This is a genomic window from Spirillospora sp. NBC_01491 (assembly GCF_036227065.1).
GTDB classification, from domain to species: domain Bacteria; phylum Actinomycetota; class Actinomycetes; order Streptosporangiales; family Streptosporangiaceae; genus Spirillospora; species Spirillospora xylanilytica.
Genome location: NZ_CP109432.1, coordinates 6,967,543 through 6,989,631, shown reverse-complemented (window position 1 = coordinate 6,989,631; position 22,089 = coordinate 6,967,543). Strand labels below are relative to the sequence as shown.

General features: G+C 73.6%; 18 protein-coding genes. 5 read left to right on the top strand and 13 right to left on the bottom strand.

The features are described 5' to 3' along the window. Positions 1 to 117 precede the first annotated feature (117 nt). Positions 118 to 1,230 (top strand): PQQ-dependent sugar dehydrogenase, encoded by a 1,113-nt coding sequence (locus OHA34_RS32470; RefSeq protein WP_285937521.1) that lies wholly within the window; start codon positions 118 to 120, stop codon positions 1,228 to 1,230. 23 nt (positions 1,231 to 1,253) lie between these two features. Here OHA34_RS32470 and OHA34_RS32465 read toward each other — a convergent pair whose 3' ends face one another. The 9 genes from OHA34_RS32465 to mnmA form a co-directional block, all read right to left on the bottom strand. Further along, entirely contained in the window at positions 1,254 to 1,628 is a 375-nt protein-coding gene (locus tag OHA34_RS32465) for a hypothetical protein (protein ID WP_285937522.1), read from the bottom strand. A gap of 73 nt (positions 1,629 to 1,701) precedes the next feature. Continuing rightward, positions 1,702 to 3,186, bottom strand: coding sequence for an Asp-tRNA(Asn)/Glu-tRNA(Gln) amidotransferase subunit GatB (gene gatB / locus OHA34_RS32460; protein WP_329522471.1), 1,485 nt, complete (start codon positions 3,184 to 3,186; stop codon positions 1,702 to 1,704). A gap of 14 nt (positions 3,187 to 3,200) precedes the next feature. Further along, positions 3,201 to 4,712 (bottom strand): Asp-tRNA(Asn)/Glu-tRNA(Gln) amidotransferase subunit GatA, encoded by a 1,512-nt coding sequence (gene gatA, locus OHA34_RS32455; RefSeq protein ID WP_285937523.1) that lies wholly within the window; start codon positions 4,710 to 4,712, stop codon positions 3,201 to 3,203. Further along, entirely contained in the window at positions 4,712 to 5,035 is a 324-nt protein-coding gene (gene gatC / locus OHA34_RS32450) for an Asp-tRNA(Asn)/Glu-tRNA(Gln) amidotransferase subunit GatC (RefSeq protein ID WP_285937524.1), read from the bottom strand. Before gatC ends, gatA begins: the two co-directional genes overlap by 1 nt. A gap of 66 nt (positions 5,036 to 5,101) precedes the next feature. Further along, positions 5,102 to 7,201 (bottom strand): putative bifunctional diguanylate cyclase/phosphodiesterase, encoded by a 2,100-nt coding sequence (locus tag OHA34_RS32445; protein WP_285937525.1) that lies wholly within the window; start codon positions 7,199 to 7,201, stop codon positions 5,102 to 5,104. Positions 7,202 to 7,452: 251 nt separating this feature from the next. Further along, the gene (ligA, locus tag OHA34_RS32440) at positions 7,453 to 9,621 is read right to left on the bottom strand and encodes an NAD-dependent DNA ligase LigA (protein WP_329519827.1); all 2,169 of its coding nucleotides are present in this window, start codon (positions 9,619 to 9,621) and stop codon (positions 7,453 to 7,455) included. Between the two features lie 61 nt (positions 9,622 to 9,682). Continuing rightward, positions 9,683 to 10,699 (bottom strand): methionine synthase, encoded by a 1,017-nt coding sequence (locus tag OHA34_RS32435; RefSeq protein WP_285937527.1) that lies wholly within the window; start codon positions 10,697 to 10,699, stop codon positions 9,683 to 9,685. Positions 10,700 to 10,733: 34 nt separating this feature from the next. Further along, entirely contained in the window at positions 10,734 to 11,552 is an 819-nt protein-coding gene (locus OHA34_RS32430; protein WP_285937528.1) for an LLM class F420-dependent oxidoreductase, read from the bottom strand. A gap of 85 nt (positions 11,553 to 11,637) precedes the next feature. Next, positions 11,638 to 12,714 carry a tRNA 2-thiouridine(34) synthase MnmA gene (gene mnmA / locus OHA34_RS32425; protein WP_329519826.1) on the bottom strand — a complete coding sequence of 359 codons (1,077 nt, stop codon included), beginning with the start codon at positions 12,712 to 12,714 and terminating at the stop codon, positions 11,638 to 11,640. Between the two features lie 63 nt (positions 12,715 to 12,777). On the opposite strand from mnmA, the gene OHA34_RS32420 reads away from it, so the two are divergent. Further along, positions 12,778 to 13,983 carry a DUF695 domain-containing protein gene (locus OHA34_RS32420; protein ID WP_285937530.1) on the top strand — a complete coding sequence of 402 codons (1,206 nt, stop codon included), beginning with the start codon at positions 12,778 to 12,780 and terminating at the stop codon, positions 13,981 to 13,983. On the opposite strand, the gene OHA34_RS32415 is transcribed toward OHA34_RS32420, so the two are convergent. Further along, positions 13,971 to 14,825, bottom strand: a complete 855-nt coding sequence (locus tag OHA34_RS32415) for a DUF1206 domain-containing protein (RefSeq protein ID WP_329519825.1) — start codon at positions 14,823 to 14,825, stop codon at positions 13,971 to 13,973. The genes OHA34_RS32420 and OHA34_RS32415 overlap by 13 nt on opposite strands. A gap of 106 nt (positions 14,826 to 14,931) precedes the next feature. Further along, positions 14,932 to 16,113 (bottom strand): cysteine desulfurase family protein, encoded by a 1,182-nt coding sequence (locus OHA34_RS32410; RefSeq protein ID WP_285938592.1) that lies wholly within the window; start codon positions 16,111 to 16,113, stop codon positions 14,932 to 14,934. A 128-nt stretch (positions 16,114 to 16,241) separates the two neighbouring features. Between OHA34_RS32410 and OHA34_RS32405 the strand changes: the two genes are divergently transcribed. The 3 genes from OHA34_RS32405 to OHA34_RS32395 all read left to right on the top strand — a co-directional run bounded on the left by OHA34_RS32405 (position 16,242) and on the right by OHA34_RS32395 (position 20,155). Then, positions 16,242 to 16,763, top strand: coding sequence for a TetR/AcrR family transcriptional regulator (locus OHA34_RS32405; protein WP_285937533.1), 522 nt, complete (start codon positions 16,242 to 16,244; stop codon positions 16,761 to 16,763). A 185-nt stretch (positions 16,764 to 16,948) separates the two neighbouring features. After that, entirely contained in the window at positions 16,949 to 18,232 is a 1,284-nt protein-coding gene (locus OHA34_RS32400; protein ID WP_285937534.1) for an MFS transporter, read from the top strand. A 51-nt stretch (positions 18,233 to 18,283) separates the two neighbouring features. Next, on the top strand, positions 18,284 to 20,155 hold the full coding sequence (locus tag OHA34_RS32395; protein WP_329519824.1) for a serine/threonine-protein kinase: 1,872 nt from the start codon (positions 18,284 to 18,286) through the stop codon (positions 20,153 to 20,155). 91 nt (positions 20,156 to 20,246) lie between these two features. On the opposite strand, the gene OHA34_RS32390 is transcribed toward OHA34_RS32395, so the two are convergent. Together OHA34_RS32390 and OHA34_RS32385 are read right to left on the bottom strand one after the other, a co-directional pair. Beyond that, positions 20,247 to 21,197 (bottom strand): electron transfer flavoprotein subunit alpha/FixB family protein, encoded by a 951-nt coding sequence (locus OHA34_RS32390; RefSeq protein WP_285937536.1) that lies wholly within the window; start codon positions 21,195 to 21,197, stop codon positions 20,247 to 20,249. Positions 21,198 to 21,219: 22 nt separating this feature from the next. Further along, positions 21,220 to 21,999, bottom strand: a complete 780-nt coding sequence (locus tag OHA34_RS32385; protein ID WP_285937537.1) for an electron transfer flavoprotein subunit beta/FixA family protein — start codon at positions 21,997 to 21,999, stop codon at positions 21,220 to 21,222. Between the last annotated feature and the right edge of the window lie 90 nt (positions 22,000 to 22,089).

Here is a 22,089-nt window from a genome sequence, read left to right as displayed (position 1 = left end):
CCCGGCCCATCCACCCCGGGCGTGTCGCCACGCTCCGCAAGCGCCGGACGGTGCGCGGCGGTGGGATCCTGAGGCGGAAGGCCCCCCGCATCCGTGCAACCAACGGGAGCCGTTCTGATGAGAAAGCACCCGATCGCCGTCGTCCTGACCGTTGCGGCCCTGGTGACGGTCTCGGCCTGCTCGTCCAGCGAGGACGGCGGTGGAGGAGGCGGGGGCAGCGGCGGGCCGAGCACTCCGGCCCCGCTGCCCAGCTCCTCCGCGTCCGGGATCGGGGAGCCGCGCACGCTGGCCGACGGCCTGGCGGTGCCATGGTCCATCGCGTTCCTGCCCGGCGGCGACGCGCTCGTCACCGAACGGGACACCGCGCGGCTCGTCCGGGTGACCCCGCAGGGGAAGGTGACGACGGTCGGCAAGGTGCCGGGCGTCGAGCCGTCCGGCGAGGGCGGGCTCCTCGGCGTGGCGGTCTCCCCCGGCTTCACGGCCGACAGGACGGTCTACCTGTACTTCACCGCGGCCGACGACAACCGGGTGGTGCGGTACCGCTACGACGGCGGGCTCGGCTCGCCGAAGCCGATCGTCACCGGCATCCCCAAGGGCGCCAACCACAACGGCGGCCGTCTGGCGTTCGGCCCCGACAAGCTGCTCTACGTCTCCACCGGAGAGGTCTACAAGCGCGAGCTCGCGCAGGACAAGAACTCCCTCGGCGGCAAGATCCTGCGCGTCACGCCCGACGGACGGCCCGCCCCCGGGAACCCCTTCGGCTCCCGCGTCTGGACGTACGGGCACCGCAACGTACAGGGCCTCGCCTGGGACGCCGACGGACAGCTCTTCGCCACCGAGTTCGGGCAGGACCGCTTCGACGAGATCAACCGCATCGAGAAGGGCCACAACTACGGCTGGCCCATCGTCGAGGGCGTCGGCGGCAAGAAGGCGTACACCGATCCGCTGCTGACATGGGCGACGTCCGAGGCGTCCCCCTCCGGGCTCGCCTACGCGGACGGGTCCCTCTGGGCGGCGGGCCTGCGCGGCGAACGCCTCTGGCAGGTGCCCGTCACGGCGGGCGGCAAGGTCGGCGAGCCGATCCCGCACTTCGAGGGCGTGTACGGTCGGCTGCGGGCGGTCGTGCGCGCCCCGGACGGCGCCCTGTGGGTCACCACCAGCAACCGGGACGGCCGGGGCGAGCCCAAAGCGGGGGACGACAGGATCCTGGTCGTCCCCCTCAAGAGGTGAGCGAGGCCGGCGGGCCAGGCGGGTCAGCGGGCCTTCTTCATCCCCGCCTCGCAGGCGTCCATGAACGCCTGCCGGCCGGCCGGGAACTTGCCGCCCTCGTCGATGCCCTGCTGGTAGGACATCGCGCAGAAGTCGACCGGGAGCCCGTCGCCGCCCGACGTGCGGGCCATCTCGGTGGCCATCGCGGCCATCTCGCGGTGCCCGTAGAGCCTGCCGTCCGGATCGATCATGATCACGTCCGCGGCGGGCCGGGCGGACGCGCTCGCCGCGGGCGCCTTGCGCGGGGCGGCCGGGGCGGTGGAAACCGCGGCGGTGCCGCCGGCGCCGCAGGCGGTCATGGTGAGAGAGAGGGCCCCGAACGACGCGGCGGCCGACAACGTTCCGATGATCTTGTTCATTTGGGCACGGACATTAACAGAGCCTGCGGCCCCCCGTTCCCGCGACGGCCCGACGCGGGAACGGGGGCGCGCCTCAGGAGGCGCCGAGCCGCTCCAGGATCAGCTCGCGGGCCCGGCCCGCGTCGGCCTGGCCCCGGGTCGCCTTCATCACCGCGCCGACCAGCGCGCCGGCCGCCGCGACCTTCCCGGCCCGGATCTTGTCGGCGACCGCCGCGTTGTCGGCGATCACCCCGTCGATGATCGAGACCAGCTCGCCGTCGTCGCTGACCACCTTGAGCCCGCGCGCCGCGACGACCTCGTCCGGCGTGCCCTCGCCCGCGAGGACGCCCTCGAAGACCTGCCGGGCCAGCTTGTCGTTCAGCTCGCCCGCCTGCACCATCGCCTGGATCCGGGCGACCTGCTCGGGCGTGATCGGCAGCTCGGCCAGCTCGGTGCCCTGCTCGGTGGCGCGGCGGGACAGCTCGTTCATCCACCACTTGCGCGCCGAGCCCGCGTCGGTGCCCGCGGCGATCGTCGCCTCGATCAGCTCGACCGCGCCCGCGTTCACCACGTCGCGCAGCTCCAGGTCGGACAGCCCCCACTCGCCCTGGACGCGGCGGCGGCGCGCGGCGGGCAGTTCGGGCAGCGACCCGCGCAGCTCCTCCACCCACTCCCGCGACGGCGCCATCGGCACCAGGTCGGGCTCGGGGAAGTAGCGGTAGTCCTGCGCCTCCTCCTTGCTGCGCCCGCTGGTGGTGCGGCCGGTGTCCTCGTGGAAGTGCCGGGTCTCCTGGACGATCCGCCCGCCCGCGTCGAGCACGCCCGCCTGCCGCTCGATCTCCGAGCGCACCGACCGCTCGACCGACCGCAGCGAGTTGACGTTCTTGGTCTCGGTGCGGGTGCCCCATTCGGACGCGCCGCGCGGCATCAGCGACACGTTGACGTCGCAGCGCATCGAGCCCTCCTCCATGCGCACGTCCGAGACGCCGAGCGACCGCACCAGCTCGCGCAGCTCCGTCGCGTAGGCCCGCGCGACCAGCGGCGCCTTGTCGCCCGTCGCCGGGATCGGCTTGGTGACGATCTCGACGAGCGGGATGCCGGCCCGGTTGTAGTCGACCAGCGAGTGGTCGGCGCCCTGGATCCGCCCGGTGGCGCCGCCGACGTGCAGCGACTTGCCGGTGTCCTCCTCCATGTGCACGCGCTCGATCTCGACCCGGTAGACGGCCCCGTCGACCTCGACCTCCAGGTACCCGTCGACGCACAGCGGCTCGTCGTACTGGGAGATCTGGTAGTCCTTCGGCATGTCCGGGTAGAAGTAGTTCTTCCGGGCGAACCGGCACCACTCCACGATCGAGCAGTTCAGCGCCAGGCCGATCTTGATGATGCCCTCGATCGCCGCGTGGTTGGTCACCGGCAGCGAGCCGGGCAGCCCGAGGCACACCGGGCACACCTGCGTGTTCGGCTCGGCGCCGAACGAGGTCGCGCACCCGCAGAACATCTTGGAGTAGGTGCCGAGCTCGATGTGGGTCTCGATGCCCAGCACCGGCTCGAACCTCGCCAGCGCCTCGTCGTAGGGCATCAGCGTCGGGGTCGTCACTTGGCAGCCTCCAGCTCGTGGGCCTTGGCCAGCAGCGGGCCGCCCCAGCGGTCTTCGAGGGCCCGCTCCACCGCGGCGCCGACCCGGTAGACGCGGTCGTCGGCCAGGACCGGGGCCATGATCTGAAGGCCGACCGGGAGGCCGTCCTCGGCGAGGCCGCACGGCACCGAGATGGCCGCGTTGCCCGACAGGTTGGACGGGATCGTGCACAGGTCGGCCAGGTACATCGCCATCGGGTCGTCGGCGCGCTCGCCGATGGCGAACGCGGTGGTCGGCGTGGTCGGCGAGACCAGCACGTCCACCTGCTCGAACGCGGCGTCGAAGTCGCGCGCGATCAGCGTGCGGACCTGCTGCGCCTTGCCGTAGTAGGCGTCGTAGTAGCCCGAGGACAGCGCGTAGGTGCCGAGCATGATGCGCCGCTTGACCTCGGGGCCGAAGCCCTCGGCGCGGGTGAGCGCCATGACCTCTTCGGCGCTGCGGGTGCCGTCGTCGCCGACCCGCAGCCCGTACCGCATCGCGTCGAAGCGGGCCAGGTTGGACGAGGCCTCCGACGGGGCGATGAGGTAATAGGCGGGCAGCGCGGTGGAGAAGTGCGGGCAGGACACCTCGACGACCTTCGCGCCGAGGGACTCCAGCAGCTCGACCGCCTCGGTGAAGCGCGCCGTCACGCCCTGCTGGTAGCCGTCGCCGCCGAACTCCCTGACCACGCCCACGCGCAGCCCCTCGACATCGGCGCGGCGGGCCGCCTCGACGACCGGCGGGACCGGGCGGTCGATGGAGGTGGAGTCCATCGGGTCGTGCCCGCTGAACGCCTCGTGCAGCAGCGCCGCGTCGCCGACGCTGCGGGCGAACGGGCCCGGGGTGTCGAGCGACGACGCGAACGCGATCACGCCGTAGCGGGACGAGCCGCCGTAGGTCGGCTTCACGCCGACGATCCCGGTGACGGCGGCGGGCTGCCGGATCGAGCCGCCGGTGTCGGTGCCGGTGGACAGCGGCGCCTCATAGGCGGCGACCGCGGCCGACGACCCGCCGGACGACCCGCCCGGGACCCGGCCCAGGTCCCAGGGGTTGCGCGAGACGCCGTAGGCGCTGTTCTCGGTGGACGAGCCCATCGCGAACTCGTCCATGTTGGTCTTGCCGAGGATGACCAGCCCGGCCGCGCGCAGCCGGCTGGTGATCGTCGCGTCGTAGGGGGGCCGCCAGCCTTCCAGGATCTTCGATCCCGCGGTGGTCGGCATGTCGGTGGTGGTGAACACGTCCTTGTGCGCGATGGGGACGCCGGCCAGCGGGCCGAGCTCCTCCCCCGCCGCGCGCCGCTCGTCCACCGCGCGCGCCTGCGCCAGCGTCGCCTCGGCGTCGACGTGCAGGAACGCGTGCACCTGCCCGTCGACGGCGGCGATGCGGTCGAGATGGGCCCGCGCGACCTCGACGGCGGACGTCTCGCCGCCGGCGATGAGCGCCCCCAGCTCGGCCGCACCCTTGCGAACCAGCTCGGTCGATGTGGTCATCAGGCCTCCTCGTCCAGGATGCGCGGGACGCGGAAGCGTCCGCCCTCGGCGGCCGGGGCGGCGGCGAGGGCCTGCTCCGGGGTGAGGGAGGGACGGATCTCGTCGGCGCGGTAGACGTTGGTCAGCGGCAGGGCGTGCGAGGTCGGCGGGATGTCGTCCGCGGCGACCTCCTGCACCCGCGCGACCGCGGCGATGATCTGATCGAGCTGGGCGGCGAGCCGGCCGAGCTCGTCGTCGCCGAGGGCGAGCCGGGAGAGCCGGGCGAGGTGGGCCGCCTGGTCCCTGGTGATGGCTCCGCCCTGGGCGGCGTGCTCATCAAGCATGTGGAAACCGTTTCTGCGATCGATGGGATTCCCGGCCATCCTATGGGCCCGGCCCCCTCCGTCCGGTCAGGCCGCGGGTTCGGGGGCGCGTTCCATCCGGCGGCGCAGCCAGTCGGTGGCGGTGGCCGCGTCCATGGGACGGCCGAAGTGCCATCCCTGCGCGGCGTCGCAGCCCATCTCGCGCAGCAGCCGGGCGGTCTGCGGGTCCTCCACGCCCTCGGCGACCGAGCGCAGCCCGAGCGTGCGGACCAGGTCGACGATGGAGCGGATGATCACCGCGTCGTCGGCGGACTCGGCCAGTCGCCGGACGAAGGAGGAGTCGATCTTGATCTCCTCGACCGGCATCCGCTTGAGCCGCACCAGCGAGGAGTAGCCGGTGCCGAAGTCGTCGAGGCTGAGCGGGATGCCGAGCTCGGCCAGCGCGCCGACGGTGTCCGAGGCGTAGGCCGGCTCGTTCATCAGGATCCGCTCGGTGATCTCCAGCTGGAGCGCGGCGGCGGGCAGGCCGCGGGAGAGCAGGCCCGCTTCGATGACCTCGGGCAGGCCGGTGTCGAGCAGGTCGCGGCCGGAGGCGTTCACCGCGACCTGGACGGTCAGGTCGTCGCGCCACCAGGCGGCGGCCTGGGAGAGCGCGGCGTCGACCACATGGTGCGTGATCGACCGCATCAGATGGGTCTGCTCGGCGACCGACAGGAACGCGGCGGGTTCGAGCAGGCCCTTGTCGGGGTGCCGCCAGCGCAGCAGCGCCTCCATCCCGACGAGCTGGCCGTCGTGCAGGGAGACCTTGGGCTGGTAGAACAGCTCCAGCTCGCCGCGGTCGACGGCGCGGCGCAGGTCGCCGAGCATGCTGAGCCTCGCCGGGGAGTTGCGGTCGCGGCCGGGCGAGTAGACCTCGACGCCGGTGCGGGCCTCCTTGGCGTTGTACATCGCGACGTCGGCGCGCTGGAGGAGCAGCTCGAAGTCGGGCGCGTGGTCGGGGAACAGCGCGATGCCGACGCTGCCCTCCAGGTCGAACGACATGCCGTCCAGCCGCACCGGCTCGCTGAGCGCGGCGCGGAGCCGGGCCGCGATCTCGCGGGCGGCGGCCTCGTCGCGGACGGTGGGGAGCAGCACCGCGAACTCGTCGCCGCCGAGCCGGGCCACCAGGTCGCCGGGGCGGATGCTGTGGGTGAGCCGGTGCGCGACGAGCTGGAGCAGCCGGTCGCCGGTGGGGTGCCCGAGCGTGTCGTTGACCTCTTTGAACCGGTCGAGGTCGAGCAGGAACAGCCCGGCGCGCTGGTGCGGGCCGTCGGCCGTCCGCCGGCGGCGGGACGAGCCGAGGCCGCCCCGGCCGCCGGGCCGGCGCAGCTCGTTCAGCGCCTCCTCGGTCCGCATGATCAGCAGCTTGCGGTTGGGCAGCCCGGTCAGCCCGTCGTGCAGCGCCTGGTGCTCGCGCCGGACCGAGACCGAGGCGTTGAGGTAGACCGCGATGAACGGCAGCACGATCAGCGGGACGAACAGCGCGGACCGATCCATCGCGACGACCATCAGCGGCGCCAGCCCGAGCAGCGCCAGGTGCACCAGGACCTGGTAGGCGATGTCCCAGCGCAGCGCCTTGACCAGCGAGACGCGCTCGTGCAGCGCGACGGCGGCGCCGACGAGGGTGTCGTTGCACAGGAAGTAGACGGTGCCGGCCAGTGCGATGGCGGGCAGGTCGGGCCCGCCGGGCACCCACAGCTCGGTGGGCGTGGCCCGGTCGCCGAACAGCGCGAGCACGAGCTGGGCGGCGGCGAGGCTCAGCGTGTACTGCGCGGTGTTGAACGCGATGCGGTGCGGGGTCCGGCCGCGGAAGATCCCGCAGGTGATCACGGCGATCGCCTGGAGCAGCGCGGCGATCGGCAGCCCGGCGTACAGGAGCGCGGCGAACGAGAACGTGGTGGAGGTGGTCGCACCGTTGTTCTCGGTCGAGCCCGGCGTGATGATCGGGCGCAGCTCGCCGAACACGATGAAGCAGCCCAGGATCCAGAACACCGGATTGCCGAGCAGCGCGTCCACGTCGGGGCCGGTCAGCTCGGCGAGCGCGGCGGCACTGGACAGCGCGCCGAGCACGATGACGGCGGAGATGTAGATCCACAACGGAGAACCCCGGCGCGGCGCCGTGTTCCGCGTGTTGTTCGGGTCCTTCATCACATCCTCGGGGGGTTCGGGGGGCCGTCCCCCGGTGCCGGCCGGTCCGCGTGGCTGGGGCGCCTCGCGCGGTGCGGCCGGTGGTTCAGGTGGGTCGTGATGACTGGGAGGGTACGGCCTCCGCTCAACTTCGCGAAACCGGTCGCGTACGTTCCGTTATGCTCATTTTCTGACAGAGTACTACCCGTGGGTAGTTGTGAAGTACCGTTCAGTAACTAATTCCTGGTGAGCAACCCTACGACCACGGGCGGTTATCCGTCCCCGCGCTGGGTTACGTTTTTGGCCGAATCTGGCCCATCGGACAGCAGGATTCGGAACCCGGCCTCGTCCAGGAGCGGAACGCCCAGCTTGACGGCTTTGTCGTATTTCGACCCGGGGCTGTCGCCCGCGACGACGAAGCCCGTTTTCTTCGACACCGACCCGGAGACCTTCCCGCCGAGCCGCTGCACCGCCTCGGTCGCCGAGTCGCGGCTGAACCCCTCCAGCGACCCGGTGATCACCACGCTGACGCCGTCGAGCGGGCGCGGCCCGGCCTCGCCCTCGTCGCGCATCCGCACCCCGGCGGCCCGCCACTTGTCGACGATCTCGCGATGCCAGTCGACCTCGAACCACGCCCGCACGGTGGCCGCGATGGTCGGCCCCACCCCGTCGACCGCCGCCAGCTCCTCCTCGGTCGCGCTCGCGATCGCGTCGAGGGAGCGCAGCTCGCGCGCGAGGTCCTGGGCGGCCGACGGCCCCACGTGCCGGATCGACAGCGCGACCAGCACCCGCCACAGCGGCTGCGCCTTGGCCTTCTCCAGCTCCTCGAAGAGCGTGCCGACGGTCTTCTTCGGCTCGCCCTCCTTGTTGGCGAAGAACGTGACGACCTTGGGGTCGCCGGTCTTGGGGTCGGTGCGGGGCGTGCCGGTGTCGGGGTCGAGCACCAGGCTCTTGATCGGCAGCAGCCGGTCGACGCTCAGGTGGAACAGGTCGCCCTCGTTCTTCACCGGCGGATCGCTCGGCTCCAGCGGCTGGGTCAGCGCGGTCGCCGCGACGTAGCCGAGCGCCTCGATGTCGAGCGCCTTGCGGCTCGCCAGGAAGAACAGCCGCTCGCGAAGCTGCCCCGGGCAGAACCGCGCGTTGGGGCAGCGGATGTCGGCGTCGCCCTCCTTCTCGTAGGCCAGTTCGGTGCCGCACTCGGGACAGCGCGCCGGCATCTCGAACTCGCGCTCGGACCCGTCGCGCAGCCCGGTCACCGGCGCGACGATCTCGGGGATCACATCGCCCGCCTTGCGCAGCACCACGGTGTCGCCGATCAGCACCCCCTTGCGCCTGACCTCGCTCGCGTTGTGCAGGGTGGCGCGCTCGACGGTGGAACCGGCGACCTTGACCGGCTCCATCACGCCGTACGGGGTGACGCGCCCGGTGCGGCCCACGCCCACCTTGATGTCGAGCAGCCTGGTGTTGACCTCTTCGGGCGGGTACTTCCAGGCGATCGCCCAGCGCGGGGCGCGCGAGGTCGACCCCAGCCTGCGCTGCAACGCGAACTGGTCGACCTTGACGACCACGCCGTCCATCTCATAGGCCGTCTCGTGCCGGTGCTCGCCGCAGTAGGCGATGTAGTCGCGCACCGCGTCGAGGCCGTCGACGACCTTGTAGCGGTCGCTGACCGGCAGGCCCCAGCCGCGCATCAGCTCGTACGCCCCGGACTGGCCGTCCGGCTGCGCACCGCCCCGCCACGCGCCGAACCCGTGCACCAGCATGCCGAGCGGGCGGCGGGCGGTGACCCGCGGATCCTTCTGCCGCAGCGACCCCGCGGCGGCGTTGCGCGGGTTGGCGAACGGCTCCTTGCCGGCCTCGACCAACCCCGCGTTGACCTGCTCGAACCCCTCGACCGGCAGGAACACCTCGCCGCGGACCTCCAGCACCTCGGGCCAGCCCGCCCCCTCCAGCCGGGACGGGACGGCGCCGATCGTGCGGACGTTGAGCGTGACGTCCTCACCCGTCCGCCCGTCGCCCCGGGTGACCGCGCGGACCAGCCGGCCGCCCTCGTAGACCAGCGCGATGGCCAGCCCGTCGATCTTCAGCTCGCACAGGTAGCCGGCGACCGTGCCGACCTCCTTGAGGACCCGCTCGTCCCAGGCGACCAGCTCGTCGGCGTTCATCGCGTTGTCGAGGCTCTGCATCCGCTCCAGATGCTCGACGGTCGCGAAGTCGGTGACCAGCGGCGCGCCGACCCGCTGCGTCGGGGAGCCCGGGGTGACCAGCTCGGGATGGTCGTCCTCCAGTGCCTTCAGCTCGCGCATCAGCCGGTCGTAGTCGGCGTCGCTCAGCGTCGGGTCGTCGAGCACGTAGTAGCGGTAGTTGCCCTCGTCGATCTGCTCGGTCAGCTCGCTGTGCCGCCGAGCCGCCTTCACCGGAACGCCTTCGCTCAAGGTCATGGACCCATTCTGGCGTGCGGCACCGACAGGACGGACACCCGCCGCGCCCCAGGTCAGCGGTCTACGGTGCGGCCTCGAAGAGCATCCGGGCGGTGTCGCGGCAGCGCTTCAGGGCCTCCCGGGCATAGCGCGGCGAGGCGCCCGCGAGGCCGCAGGCCGGCGTCATGACGGCCTGCCCAGCCAGCCGCTCGGCGGGGAAGCCGAGCCGCTGCCATAGCGCCCGGACGGGCGCCGCGGTCTGCTGGAGGGACGGGAGCGCGGCGTCGGTCCCCGGCACCACGCCGAGCAGGAGCCCGACCCCGGCGTCGATCGTCTCGCCGATGGCGTCGTCGTCGCGCCGGGGCACCCGGCCCAGGTCGACCGAGATCGCCTTGGCGCCCGCGCCGCGCAGCAGCGCGAACGGGACGCCCGGCGCGCAGCAGTGCACCAGGGGGAACGCGGCGTCGCCCGCGCAGGCGGTGTCGATCACCTGCCGGAGCGCCTCCCCGGCCACCGGCCCCTCGATCGCGCGCAGGCGGGAGAACCCGCTGGCGGTCGGCACCGCGCCGGCCAGCACGGCGGGGAGCGACGGCTCGTCGAGCTGGAGCAGGATCCGAGCCCGCGGCAGCCGCCGCGCGACATCGGCGACATGCCGCGCGACGCCCTCGGCGAGCGAGGCCGTCAGGTCGCGCACCGCGCCCGGGTCGCGGAGGGCCCGGTCGCCGCCGCGCAGCTCGATGGTGGCGGCCAGCGTCCAGGGGCCGGATACCTGGATCTTGAACGGGCCGTCGTGCCCGCCCGCGACCTCCTCCAGGACATCGAGGTCGCGGGCCAGGTGGTCGGTGGACCTGCGGGTGTCCAGGCCCGGCCGGTCGGAGAACCGCCAGCCGGACGGCTCGACCCGCACCGCCAGGTCGACCAGCAGCCCGGCGGTGCGGCCGGTCAGATCGGCGCCGACCCCGCGGGCGGGCAGCTCGGGCAGGTGCGGCAGCTCGGGCAGCTCCCCGAGCACGATCCGCAGTGCCTCGGCCGGGTCCTCGCCGGGAAAGGAGCCCGTCCCGGTCGCAGTCCCTGGTCGCCAGGGGAAGCTCGTCGTCACGCCCGAACTCTACCGACGGCGCCGTCCGCCCGGGTCACAGCAGACCGGCCAGCCGGTCGAGCCGCGCCAGCGTCTGGTCCTCGGGCTCGGTCGGCAGGTTGAACAGGACCTGGTCGGCGCCCGCCGCGTCGAGCTCGGCGACGATCTCGGGCTTCGGCGGCGTGCCGAACACCGTGACCGGGACGCGGTGCCCCGCCCGCCCGCGCAGCTCGGTGATCTGCTCCCCCAGCCCGTCGGTGCCCCGGCCGAAGATCGGCATCCAGCCGTCGCCGACCTCCACCACCCGGTCGAAGACGGTCGGCCCCGATCCGCCGATCAGCACCGGCGGGTGCGGGTCCTGCACCGGCTTGGGGAAGGAGAACACCGGGTCGAAGTCGACGAACTCGCCGTGGAACTCGGCCTCGTCCCGGGTCCACAGCTCCTTGATCGCCAGGACGCGCTCGCGCAGCAGCCGCATCCGGGTCCGCGGGTCGGTGCCGTGGTTGCGCATCTCCTCGCGGTTCCAGCCGGCGCCGACGCCGAGGACGGCCCGTCCGCCGGAGACCAGGTCGAGCGAGGCGACCTCCTTGGCCAGCAGGATCGGGTCGCGCTGCACCACCAGCGCGATGCCGGTGCCGACCTGGAGCCGCCGGGTCGCCGCGGCGGCGGCCGTCAGCGCCACGAACGGGTCGAGCGTCCGGTAGTAGAACCGCGGGAGCTCGGCGCCGCCGGGCCACGGCGACTCGCGCTTGACCGGGATGTGCGTGTGCTCGGCCAGGAACAGCGAGCCGAAGCCGCGCTCCTCCAGGGCCCGGCCCAGCGCCGCCGGGCCGATGCCCTCATCGGTCACGAACGTCGATACACCGAACTTCACGGGCCGTCCTCCTCGCTGAGATGGCGTACGGACCATATCTGCGCCCGGAAGGCCGGGATTATTCCCGCCACCGCGCGGCGGGACGTCAGGCGCCGATGCGCGCGGTCTCGGCGATCGTGGCGGAGGCCAGGACGCGGTCGCCCTCGTACAGGACGGCGGCCTGCCCCGGCGCGACGCCGCGGGCGGCGGTGGCCAGCCGGACGCGCAGCCGGTCACCGGCGGGCTCGGCGACGCAGTCGTACACCTCGCCGTGCGCGCGGAGCTGCACCCGGCAGCCGAACGGTCCGGCCTGCGGCTCGCTCAGCCAGACCGGCCGCTCGCCCACCAGCTCGTGCACGTCGAGCGACTCGCGCGGCCCGACCGTGACGGTGTTGGTCACCGGGGAGATGTCGAGCACATAGCGGGGCCGGCCGTCGGACGCCGGCCGGCCGATCCTGAGGCCCTTGCGCTGCCCGACGGTGTAGGCGTAGGCGCCGTCGTGCTCGCCCAGCTCGTTGCCGTCGGTGTCGACGATGGGGCCGGGCGCCGAGCCGAGCCGGCCGGCCAGGAACCCGCGGGTGTCGCCGTCGGCGATGAAGCAGATGTCGTGGCTGTCGGGCTTGTCGGCGACCTGGAGGCCGCGCCGCTCGGCCTCGGCGCGGATGCCGGCCTTGGTGGTGTCGCCCAGCGGGAACATCGCGTGCGCGAGCTGCTCGGGCGTGCAGACGGCCAGCACGTACGACTGGTCCTTGCCGTCGTCGACGCCGCGGCGCAGCGCCCCGTCCTCGAGGCGCGCGTAGTGGCCGGTGCAGACCGCGTCGAAGCCGAGCGCGCGGGCCCGGTCGAGCAGCGCGGTGAACTTGATCTTCTCGTTGCAGCGCAGGCACGGGTTGGGGGTCCGGCCGGCCGCGTACTCGCTGACGAAGTCCTCGACCACGTCGCGGTGGAACCGCTCGGCGAGGTCCCACACGTAGAAGGGGATGCCGATCGCGTCGGCGGCCCGCCGCGCGTCGCGGGAGTCCTCGAGGGTGCAGCAGCCGCGGGCGCCCGTCCGGTACGACTGGGGGTTGCTGGACAGGGCCATGTGCACGCCGGTGACGTCGTGCCCCGCCTCGGCGGCGCGGGCGGCGGCCACGGCGGAGTCGACGCCGCCGGACATGGCGGCGAGTACGCGCAGAGTCATAGTCCTCCGAGCGTACGCGGCGAAGGCGGAGGGCAGGCAAATCCGCGTACGATGTTCGACGCTATGGGAATCTTCCGACGCCCGCGCGACGCGTCCGCCTCGACGCTGCCCGCGATCACCGAATTCTGGGAGTGGTGGGCCCAGGCCCGCCCGACGATCGAGGCGTCGCTGGCCGCCGGTCCGGGCACGGAGGCGCCCGGCCCCGACCCGTCCGGCGCCGACCCGTCCGGCGCCGACCCCCTCGATCTGGGCTCGCTCGATCTGGGCCCGCTCGACCTGGGTTCGCTCGACCCCGACCGGCCCGGCCCCGGGGCGCCGGGCGAGCTGGACGCTCCCGGCGGGGGGCTGTCCGCCGACGCGGTCGATGAGCTCTCCCGGCGCGTCCACAAGATCCATCCCGAGCTCCAGTGGGAGATCGGCGGCGCCGAAGACCGCGCGCCGACGCTGACCGTGACCGGCGGCGGCGACCCCGAGCTGCGCGGGCTGTCCGAGCGCTGGTTCCGCGCCGCCCCGGCGGGCGCGGCGGCTGGGGGCTGGCGGTTCCACCCGGCGCGGCAGGCCGACCCCGAGATGCTCGCCCAGGACCTGCTGCTCGGCGACCACGAGTTCGACCTGGAGTACGTGCGGCTCGGCATGCGCGCCGACACCGACCGGGCCCGGGTCGACATCGGCGCCTACCACCCCGACTTCCTGTTCGTGGCCGAGGAGCAGCAGCTCCAGGTCGCGATGCACGTGCTCGACTGGGCGCTCGGTGAGGACGACGTGGCCCGCTGGGTCGGCGAGGTCACCATCGCGACCGAGGCGCCGATCGACTCGCTGCCGCCCGCGCTGCTGGCCTCGGTGGTCGAGCAGATCGCCGAGCCGTTCGAGGAGCCCGAGTGGCTGACCGGCGAGGGCCGCACGCCCCGCGGCCACCCGGCGCGGCTGGGCGCCCGGTTCCCGCTGCACCGGCAGGACTACCCGCTGTGCGACCTGCACGTGGCGATCACGGTGCCGTACGCGCACAGCAACCCCGACCGGCTCCCGGTCGAGCCCTCCGCGGGCGCGCTGCGCGCGTTCGAGAAGAAGCTGACCAAGCTGGGCGACAAGGCGGTGCTGGCGGTCCGCGAGACCGGCGACGGCCTGCGGGTGTTCCACCTGTACGCCGACCCCGACTCCGGGGTGATCGGCGATCTCGACCAGCTCGCGGCGGGCTGGTCGGAGGGCAAGGCCAAGGTGGCCTCGACCGCCGACCCCGGGTGGCGCGTCCTGTCGGCCTACCTGCCCTGACGGGCGGGGACGGCCTCGACCTTGCGCCAGCGGGCCTCGCAGAACGAGTAGCCCCCGAACAGCAGCAGCCCGACGGCGACGGCGATCAGCCCCCACCGGCCGGCGGGGGTGCCGGCGAACTGGCGCAGCGTGCCGTCTAGGCCCTTGGCCTTGTCGGGCTGGAACGTGAGCGCGGCGTGGACGAGGAAGCCGCCGACCGCGCCGCCGACGAGCCCGCGCGCGGTGTTGCCCGCGATGCCCAGGGGCTCGACGAGGCGGCGCGCGGTCCGGCCCATCTGGCCGGTCTTGAGGTCCTTGAGGAACGTGCGCCGGAGCGCGTGCCCCAGCACGAACAGCCCCCAGCCGATGAAGGCGGCGCCGATCGCGAACACCAGCCAGCGTCCGCCGGGCTCGGCCATCGCGCGCGCCGTGTACGACCGGGACTGCTCGTCGCTGGACTCGGCGCCCTGGCCGAGCAGGAATCCGAGCGTGCTCGCGAGTCCGGCCGTGTAGACCACGGCGCGTCCGAGCGCGGTCAGCCGTTTGGTCGCTTTGTCGCCGTCCGGGACGGGCTTCCCGTACCTGGCCTCGGAGAACTGCCACAGGGCGAGCCCGGCGAAGCCGAGCGTCATCCCCCAGAGCGCCACGGTTCCACCGGGGGTCTCCACGATGGTTTGCAGGGCGCCCTTCCTGTCGGCCTCCTTGCCGCCGCCGATGCCGAGGCCGATCCGCACGGCGAGCCACCCGACCAGCAGGTAGAGGATTCCCCGGGAGACCAGCCCGCCCCGGGACAGGCGGTGGAACCAGGGGTGCCCGGCGGCCCTGCGGCCGATGCCGCCCTCGCTCGCTACCTTCGTCGTCATCACGCCGCCTCCTTGCGAACGGCGACGCTGTCCCCCGTACGGACGCCTCCAAACTCGGACAAACACCGCAGACGGCGCGGCGTCCCGGCGGGACGGGGGCCTGCGGTCAGGTGAGGCCGGCGCGGCGGGCGCGCTCGACGACCGGGCCGATGGCGTCCGCGAGGGCCTTGACGTCGGCCTCGGTGGAGGTGTGCCCGAGGGTGAAGCGCAGCGATCCGCGCGCGCGGGCCGGATCGGCGCCCATCGCCAGCAGGACGTGGCTCGGCTGGGAGACGCCGGCGGAGCACGCCGAGCCGGTGGAGCAGGCGATCCCGCGCGCGTCGAGCAGCATGAGCAGCGCGTCGCCCTCGCAGCCGGGGAACGAGAAGTGCGCATTGCCGGGCAGGCGGTCCACCGGGTCGCCGTTGAGGATCGCGTCGGGCACCGCCGAGCGGACCGCGTCGACGAGCAGGTCGCGCAACCCCGCGAGACGGCGCGCCTCGACGTCGCGGCGGGCGAGGGTGGCCTGCACCGCCGCGGCGAACCCGGCGATGGCGGGGGTGTCGAGGGTGCCGGAGCGCACGTCGCGCTCCTGCCCGCCACCGTGCAGGACGGGCACCGGGTCGAGGTGGAGCGGCGGCTTGGGCTTGGCGAGCAGCAGCGCGCCGACCCCGAGCGGCCCGCCGAGCTTGTGGCCGCTGAGCGTGAGCGCCTGCGCGCCCGAGGCGGCGAACCGGACCGGGAGCTGGCCCGCCGCCTGGACGGCGTCGGTGTGCAGCGGGATGTCATGCTCGCGCGCGACCGCGGCGAGTTCGGCGACGGGCTGGACGGTGCCGACCTCGTTGTTGGCCCACATCACGGTGACCAAGGCCACATCGGCGCCGCCGCCGGGACCGATCGCCTCGCGGAGCGCCTCGGGCCGGATCCGCCCGTACTCGTCGGACGGGATCCACTCGACCCGGGCGCCCTCGTGGTCGCCGAGCCAGCGCACCGCGTCGAGGACGGCGTGGTGCTCGACCGATCCGGCCAGCACCCGGGTGCGGGACGGGTCGGCGGCGCGGCGGGCCCAGTAGATCCCCTTGACCGCGAGGTTGTCGGCCTCGGTGCCGCCGGAGGTGAAGACCACCTCGCTCGGCCGCGCGCCGTACGCGTCGGCGATGATCTCGCGGGACTCCTCCACCACCCGGCGGGCCCGGCGGCCGACCGTGTGCAGCGAGGACGGATTGCCGAGCCGGCGCAGTTCGGCGGTCATCGCGTCGACGGCCTCGGGCGACATCGGGGTCGTCGCCGCATGGTCCAGGTAGGTCACCACGCGGTCAACATTATCCGCGCGCGCAGTGTTCCCCCTCGGCGGTGCGAGTTCCGCGGAACCGCGGAATACCGGCCGGCGGCCCCGGGTTGGGCTCTATACCGTCCAGCCGGTACAGTAAGGACGCCATGAAGAAGAACGCCCTCCTCGACGCCGCCGAGTCCCTGCTCTTCGAGCACGGGACCCAGGCGCTGACGCTCGCCGCGGTCGCCGACCGCGCGGGCGTGAGCAAGGGCGGGCTGCTCTACCACTTCTCCACCAAGGAAGCCCTGGTCAAGGCGATGGTGGCGCGGGTCATCGAGGAGTTCGACGACCTGATCGCCTCCTTCGACGACGGCTCCCCCGGGTCCTACACCCGCGCCTACGTCGAGGCCACGTTCGAGATCCTCTCCGGCGAGGCCCGCGCCTACCGGCGGTGGTCGGCCATCACGGCCGCGGCCACCGACCCGGAGCTGGCCGAGCCGCTGAACGAGGCGATGCGGTGCTGGCACGGCCGCGATCCGGGCGAGGATCCCGACCCGGTGACCGCGGGCGTCGTCCGGCTGGCCGCCGAGGGCCTGTGGGAAGTGGTGAGCCACGCGCCCGCGCTGTACGGCGAGGAAGAGCTCGGCCGGCTCAAACGGCGGATGCTCGCCCTGCTCGAACGGTAACCGCACCACCCGCCGCACGATCGCACGGACTCCCCCGCCGGGGACGGCTCCCCGGCCTGGAACGGTCCCGATGGTCCGGCCCGCCAGAACCCCCTGAGACATCGCACACACCGATGCCGCGCGCGACCGCGCGGCGTCCCCCCGCAGCGGGGCCGCGCCCCGCCGAGTCGAGAATGAGGTGAACCATGCTGTTCCGCGCCCGTCTGGGAACGTTCCTGACCTTCGCGCTGGCCGGACTGCTCACCGGCGTGTGGGTGGCCCGCATGCCCGCGCTGGCCGGAAAGTTCGGGACCAGCGAGAGCGAGATCGGCATCGTCGTCCTCATCTGGGGACTCGGCGCGATCGTGGCCATGCAGGGGCTGCGCGCCGTGATCGCGCGGGCCGGGAGCCGGGCCGTACTGCGCGTCGCGCTGCCGCTGACCGCGCTGTCCTACGTCGGGGTCGCGCTCGCCCCGACGTACGGGCTGCTGCTGGCGGCGGTGGCGGTGTTCGGCATGACGTTCGGGATCACCGACATCGCGATGAACGCGCAGGGCAGTGTGGTCGAGCAGGCGTACCGCCGGTCGATCATGAGCGGGATGCACGCCGGCTGGTGCGTCGGCGCGATGACCGGCGGGCTGTTCGGCGTGGTGACCGCGGCCGTCGGGCTGGGCTTCACCGAGACCGTGCTGATCGCCGCGATCCTGGTGCTGCCGGTCGGGCTGGCGCTCGGCCGCACCTACCTGACCGACCCGGCCGCCCCGGCCGAGGCCGGAACCGGCCGCAGGGCCCGCAGGCTGCCGGTGGCGGTCTACCTGATCGGCGTGCTGGCGTTCATCGCCTTCATGACCGAGGGCTCGATCGCCGACTGGAGCGGGCTGCTGCTGCACGACGAGCTCGGCGCGTCCCAGGCGGTCGCCGCGTTCGGCTACCCGATGTTCGAGCTGGCCATGCTGTTCGGGCGGCTGGTCGGGGACCGGGTCCGGATGCGGCTCGGCACCCGGCGGATGCTGACCGGCGCGGGCATCGGCACCGCGCTCGGCATGACCGTCGTCGTGCTCGCGCCGAGCGCGCCGGTCGCCATCGCCGGGTTCTTCCTGACCGGGCTGGTGGTCTGCACCGTGGTGCCGACCACGATCTCGCTGGCCGGGACGGCCGCCCCCGGACGGCCCGCCGCCGCGGTCGCGCAGGTCGGCGCGATGGGCTACGGCGGCCTGCTGCTCGGCCCCGTGGTGGTCGGCTTCCTGGGGGACGCCACGTCGCTGCGGGTCGGGGTCGGTGTGGTCGTTGTCCTCGCCCTGATGATCGCGGTGGGCGCTCGGTACGTCCCGCTCGGCGCGAGCGAGATCGGCGCCGCCGGTCCGGCCGGCGACCCGGCCGGCGACCCGGCCGTCCACGCGCCGGAGGGGGCGGTGGCGGCCGGCGGGGCCGCCGTTCCCGCCGGGTCCCCGGCCCCCGGAGAACCTCGCACCGAGCCCGTCGCGGCCTGAGCCGATCCGGTATAACGCCCTCTGACGTTGTCGCGTGAAGGGCGGGTCCGGATGGACGGCGAGTGGCGGGTTCCCGGGTACAGCGAGCTGCGCGTGCTCGGCGAGGGGTCACAGGGGCGCGTCGTACTGACCAGGCACGACGCGACCGGCGCCACGGCGGCGATCAAGTATCTCGCCGCCGGGCTCGCCGCCGACCCGCGGTTCCGGGAGCGGTTCCGCGCCGAGGCCGAGCTGCTCGCGCGGCTGCGCGACCCGTTCGTCGCCCGGCTGTACGGCCTGGTCGAGACCGGCGACGGGGCCGCGATCGTGATGGAGGCCGTGGACGGCGCGTCCCTCAAGGCGGTGCTCGCCGAGCGGGCGCCGCTCGCCCCCGAGGCCGCGCTGGCGGTGCTCAAGGGCTCCCTGCTCGGCCTGGGTGCCGCGCACGACCTCGGCATCGTCCACCGCGACTACAAGCCCGCCAACGTGATCGTGCGGGCGGACGGGCTGAGCAAGCTGATCGACTTCGGCATCGCCGTGGACGCGGGCGAGGCGGGCCGCTCGGGCACCCCGGTGTACATGGCGCCCGAGCAGTGGCGCGCCGAGCCCGCCTCGCCCGCCACCGACGTGTACGCGGCGACATGCGTGTTCTTCGAGTGCGTCACCGGGCGCCGCCCGTACTCCGCGGACGACCCGGCCGGGCTGATGGGCCGGCACACGACCGCGCCGATCCCGGTGCAGGACGTGCCCGAGCCGCTCCGGCCGTTGATCTCGCGCGGGCTGGCCAAGAACCCCTGGGACCGTCCGCACGGGGCCGCAGCGTTCGTCTCCGAGCTGGAGCACGCCGCGTCCGCCGCCTACGGGCCGGGCTGGGAGCGCAGCGGCGTGCGGGCGCTCGCCGGTGCCGCCGCCGCACTGTCGGTCCTGTTCCCGCTCACCGCGCTCGGCCTTGGCGCGGGCGGCTCCGGAGCCGCCGGCGCGGCGGGAGCGGCGGGGACGGCCGGGGCAGCCGCCTCGGGCACCGGAGCCGCCGGAGCCGGGGCCGGAGGTGCTGGAGCGGCCAGTGGTGCTGGGGCCGGGGCCGCCGGGACCGGTATGGGCGGGGCGGGGCAGGTCGCGGCGGGCGCGGCCGGCAAGGGGGTGCTGGGCGCGGTCGGTGCCAAGGGCGCCGCGGCGATCGCGGGCGGCGCGCTGATCGCCGCCGGGGCGGGCGGCGCCGCGGTGTACGTCGCGTCCGCCGACGGCAAGCCCGCCCCGCGGCCCAAGCCCGTCTCCATCGTGCTCCAGGCGTACTCGGAACCGCAGAGCCCGCTTCCGGGCGGCGGGGTGTGGCGGACGCAGGGCCGGTTCGTCACGGTCAAGGACGCCCGCTCCCCCGCCGTCGGCCAGAAGATCGACCAGGCGCTGCGGGCCCCGCTCGGCGCCCGGTTCGCCCAGGCCCGCAGGTCCCTGGGCGGGCAGCCCGGCGACTTCACCGGCCTCGTCACCGCGACCGTCCTGCTGCGCGGGCCGAAGCTCCTGTCGGTGCGCTACGACACCGACGTGCGGGGACAGGTCGGTGTCGGCTGGTTCCAGCCCCGGTCCGTGCTGGTCGATCTGACCACCGGCCGCTCGTACCGGCCGATCGACCTCTTCCTCGCCGCCGACGTACCGGGCCTCGAGCCGTTCAACCAGAAGGTGCTCGCGCACGCGCCGGGCCACGCCTTCTGCCCGGGCGAGACCACGGGCTCCGGCATCACGCCGACGCTGCTCACCGACGGGAGCGTGGCCGTCATGCCCACCCCGTCCGGCGTCCAGGTGACCTACCAGGGCGGCGACCTCGGCTACAGCAACGCCTGCGGCTCGAAGCGCGTGGAGATCCCCTACGCCGACATCGCGGGGCTCATCAGGCCGGAGATCCTCAAGGCGGTCCCCTACCCCGCGCCGTCCCCGACCCGCACCTGACCCGGTCCGCGACGCGGTCCTGCCCCAGGACGCGGGACGCCCCGCCTCCGGTGGACCGGGGGCGGGGCGTTCCGCGGGGAGGGCCGAGCGCCTACTTGCGCTTGGTGATCTCCGCGGTGAGCTGCGGGGCGACCTGGAACAGGTCGCCCACGATCCCGTAGTCGACGAGCTCGAAGATCGGCGCCTCGGGGTCCTTGTTGATGGCGACGATCGTCTTCGAGGTCTGCATCCCGGCCCGGTGCTGGATGGCGCCGGAGATGCCGACCGCGATGTAGAGCTGCGGCGACACGGTCTTGCCGGTCTGGCCGACCTGGAACGAGTGCGGGTACCAGCCGGCGTCGGTCGCGGCGCGGGAGGCGCCGACGGCCGCGCCGAGCGAGTCGGCCAGGCCCTCGATGATGGTGAAGTTGTCGGCGCCGCCGACACCGCGCCCGCCGGAGACGACGATCGCGGCCTCGGTGAGGTCGGGCCGCTCGCCCTTCTCCTGGACGACCTTCTCCACGATCCTGGCGCCCTTGTCGGCGTCCGACAGCGCGACCGACACCTGCTCCTCGACCGGGGTGGCGGGGGCCGCCTCGGGCGCGATGGAGTTGGGCCGGACCGCGATGATCGGCGTGCCGGTCCGCACCTTGGCGTGCGCGATGATCCCGCCGCCGAAGATGGAGTGCTCGGCGACGAGGCCGTCGGTCACGTCGACCACGTCGGTGAGCACGCCGGAGCCGGTCTTGACCGCGAGCCGTCCCGCGATCTCCTTGCCCTCGGCCGTCGCGGAGACCAGCACCGCGCCGGGCGAGCCCGCCCCGACGAGCTGGGCGAGCAGCGCGGCCTTCGGGGCGACGACGTAGGAGGTCAGCTCCTCGTCGGCGGCCACGTAGACCTTGCCGGCGCCGTACTCGGCGAGCTTGTCCTTGGCGCCCTCGTAGCCGGGCCCGACCCATACGGCCGCGGCCTCGCCGAGCCGGTTGGCCAGCGTCAGCAGTTCGAGGGCGACCTTCTTGACCTCACCGTCGACGTGGTCGACGAGGACGAGAATCTCAGCCATTGTTCCTTAATCCCCTTCCTCGCTAGACGAACTTCTTCGACGCGAGGAAGTCGGCGATCTTCGTGCCGCCGTCGCCCTCGTCGGTGACGATCTGACCCTGCGCGCGCGGCGGAGCCTCGGCGAAGTCCACCACCTCGGTGGCCGCGGCGGCCAGGCCGACCTGCCCCGGGTCGATGCCCGCGCCGGCGATGTCGAGCGTCTCGACCGGCTTCTTCTTGGCCGCCATGATCCCCTTGAAGGAGGGGTACCGCGGCTCGTTGATCTTCTCGACGACGCTCACCACCGCGGGCAGGCTCGCCTCGACCCGGTCGAAGCCGTAGTCGGTCTGCCGCTGCACCTTGATCGCGGTGCCGTCGATCTCGACCTTGTTGGCCAGCGAGAGCTGCGGCACGCCGAGCCGCTCGGCGAGCATCGCGGCGAGGACGCCGGTCCGCGCGTCGGTCGACTCCGAGCCGAGGATCACCAGGTCGAAACCGGTGCGGCCGAGCACCTGCTGGATCGCGTACGAGGTCTGGAGCGCGTCGGAGCCGGCCAGGCCGTCGTCGATGACGTGCACGGCCTTGTCGGCGCCCATGGCCAGCGACTTGCGGATCGACTCTGTCGCCTTGTCGGGGCCCATGGTCAGGACGGTCACCTCGCCGCCCTGGGCCTCCTTGATGCGCAGCCCCTCTTCGATGGCGTACTCATCGAGCTCGTTGATGACACCGTCCGCTGCCGCACGGTCCAGCGTGCTGTCATCGGACTTCAGCTTGCGCGGGCTCTCCGTATCGGGAACCTGCTTCACCAGGACGACGATGTTCATGGCCGGTAGCCGACCTCCCTGCACTTGTTCGGCCGCTGGGGTGAGCGGACAGAGGGGCGCCGTCCATGACGGGACGGCGCGTACTCATGC

Coding starts and splice junctions, on each gene's coding strand:
- OHA34_RS32395 (WP_329519824.1), top strand. CDS start 18,284: ATGGACGGCGAGTGGCGGGTTCCCGGGTACAGCGAGCTGCGCGTGCTC.
- gatC (WP_285937524.1), bottom strand. CDS start 5,035: ATGCTTGATGAGCACGCCGCCCAGGGCGGAGCCATCACCAGGGACCAG.
- OHA34_RS32405 (WP_285937533.1), top strand. CDS start 16,242: ATGAAGAAGAACGCCCTCCTCGACGCCGCCGAGTCCCTGCTCTTCGAG.
- gatA (WP_285937523.1), bottom strand. CDS start 4,712: ATGACCACATCGACCGAGCTGGTTCGCAAGGGTGCGGCCGAGCTGGGG.
- OHA34_RS32420 (WP_285937530.1), top strand. CDS start 12,778: ATGGGAATCTTCCGACGCCCGCGCGACGCGTCCGCCTCGACGCTGCCC.
- OHA34_RS32465 (WP_285937522.1), bottom strand. CDS start 1,628: ATGAACAAGATCATCGGAACGTTGTCGGCCGCCGCGTCGTTCGGGGCC.
- OHA34_RS32390 (WP_285937536.1), bottom strand. CDS start 21,197: ATGGCTGAGATTCTCGTCCTCGTCGACCACGTCGACGGTGAGGTCAAG.
- OHA34_RS32445 (WP_285937525.1), bottom strand. CDS start 7,201: ATGAAGGACCCGAACAACACGCGGAACACGGCGCCGCGCCGGGGTTCT.
- OHA34_RS32415 (WP_329519825.1), bottom strand. CDS start 14,825: ATGACGACGAAGGTAGCGAGCGAGGGCGGCATCGGCCGCAGGGCCGCC.
- ligA (WP_329519827.1), bottom strand. CDS start 9,621: ATGACCTTGAGCGAAGGCGTTCCGGTGAAGGCGGCTCGGCGGCACAGC.
- OHA34_RS32385 (WP_285937537.1), bottom strand. CDS start 21,999: ATGAACATCGTCGTCCTGGTGAAGCAGGTTCCCGATACGGAGAGCCCG.
- OHA34_RS32470 (WP_285937521.1), top strand. CDS start 118: ATGAGAAAGCACCCGATCGCCGTCGTCCTGACCGTTGCGGCCCTGGTG.
- gatB (WP_329522471.1), bottom strand. CDS start 3,186: ATGCCCTACGACGAGGCGCTGGCGAGGTTCGAGCCGGTGCTGGGCATC.
- OHA34_RS32400 (WP_285937534.1), top strand. CDS start 16,949: ATGCTGTTCCGCGCCCGTCTGGGAACGTTCCTGACCTTCGCGCTGGCC.
- mnmA (WP_329519826.1), bottom strand. CDS start 12,714: ATGACTCTGCGCGTACTCGCCGCCATGTCCGGCGGCGTCGACTCCGCC.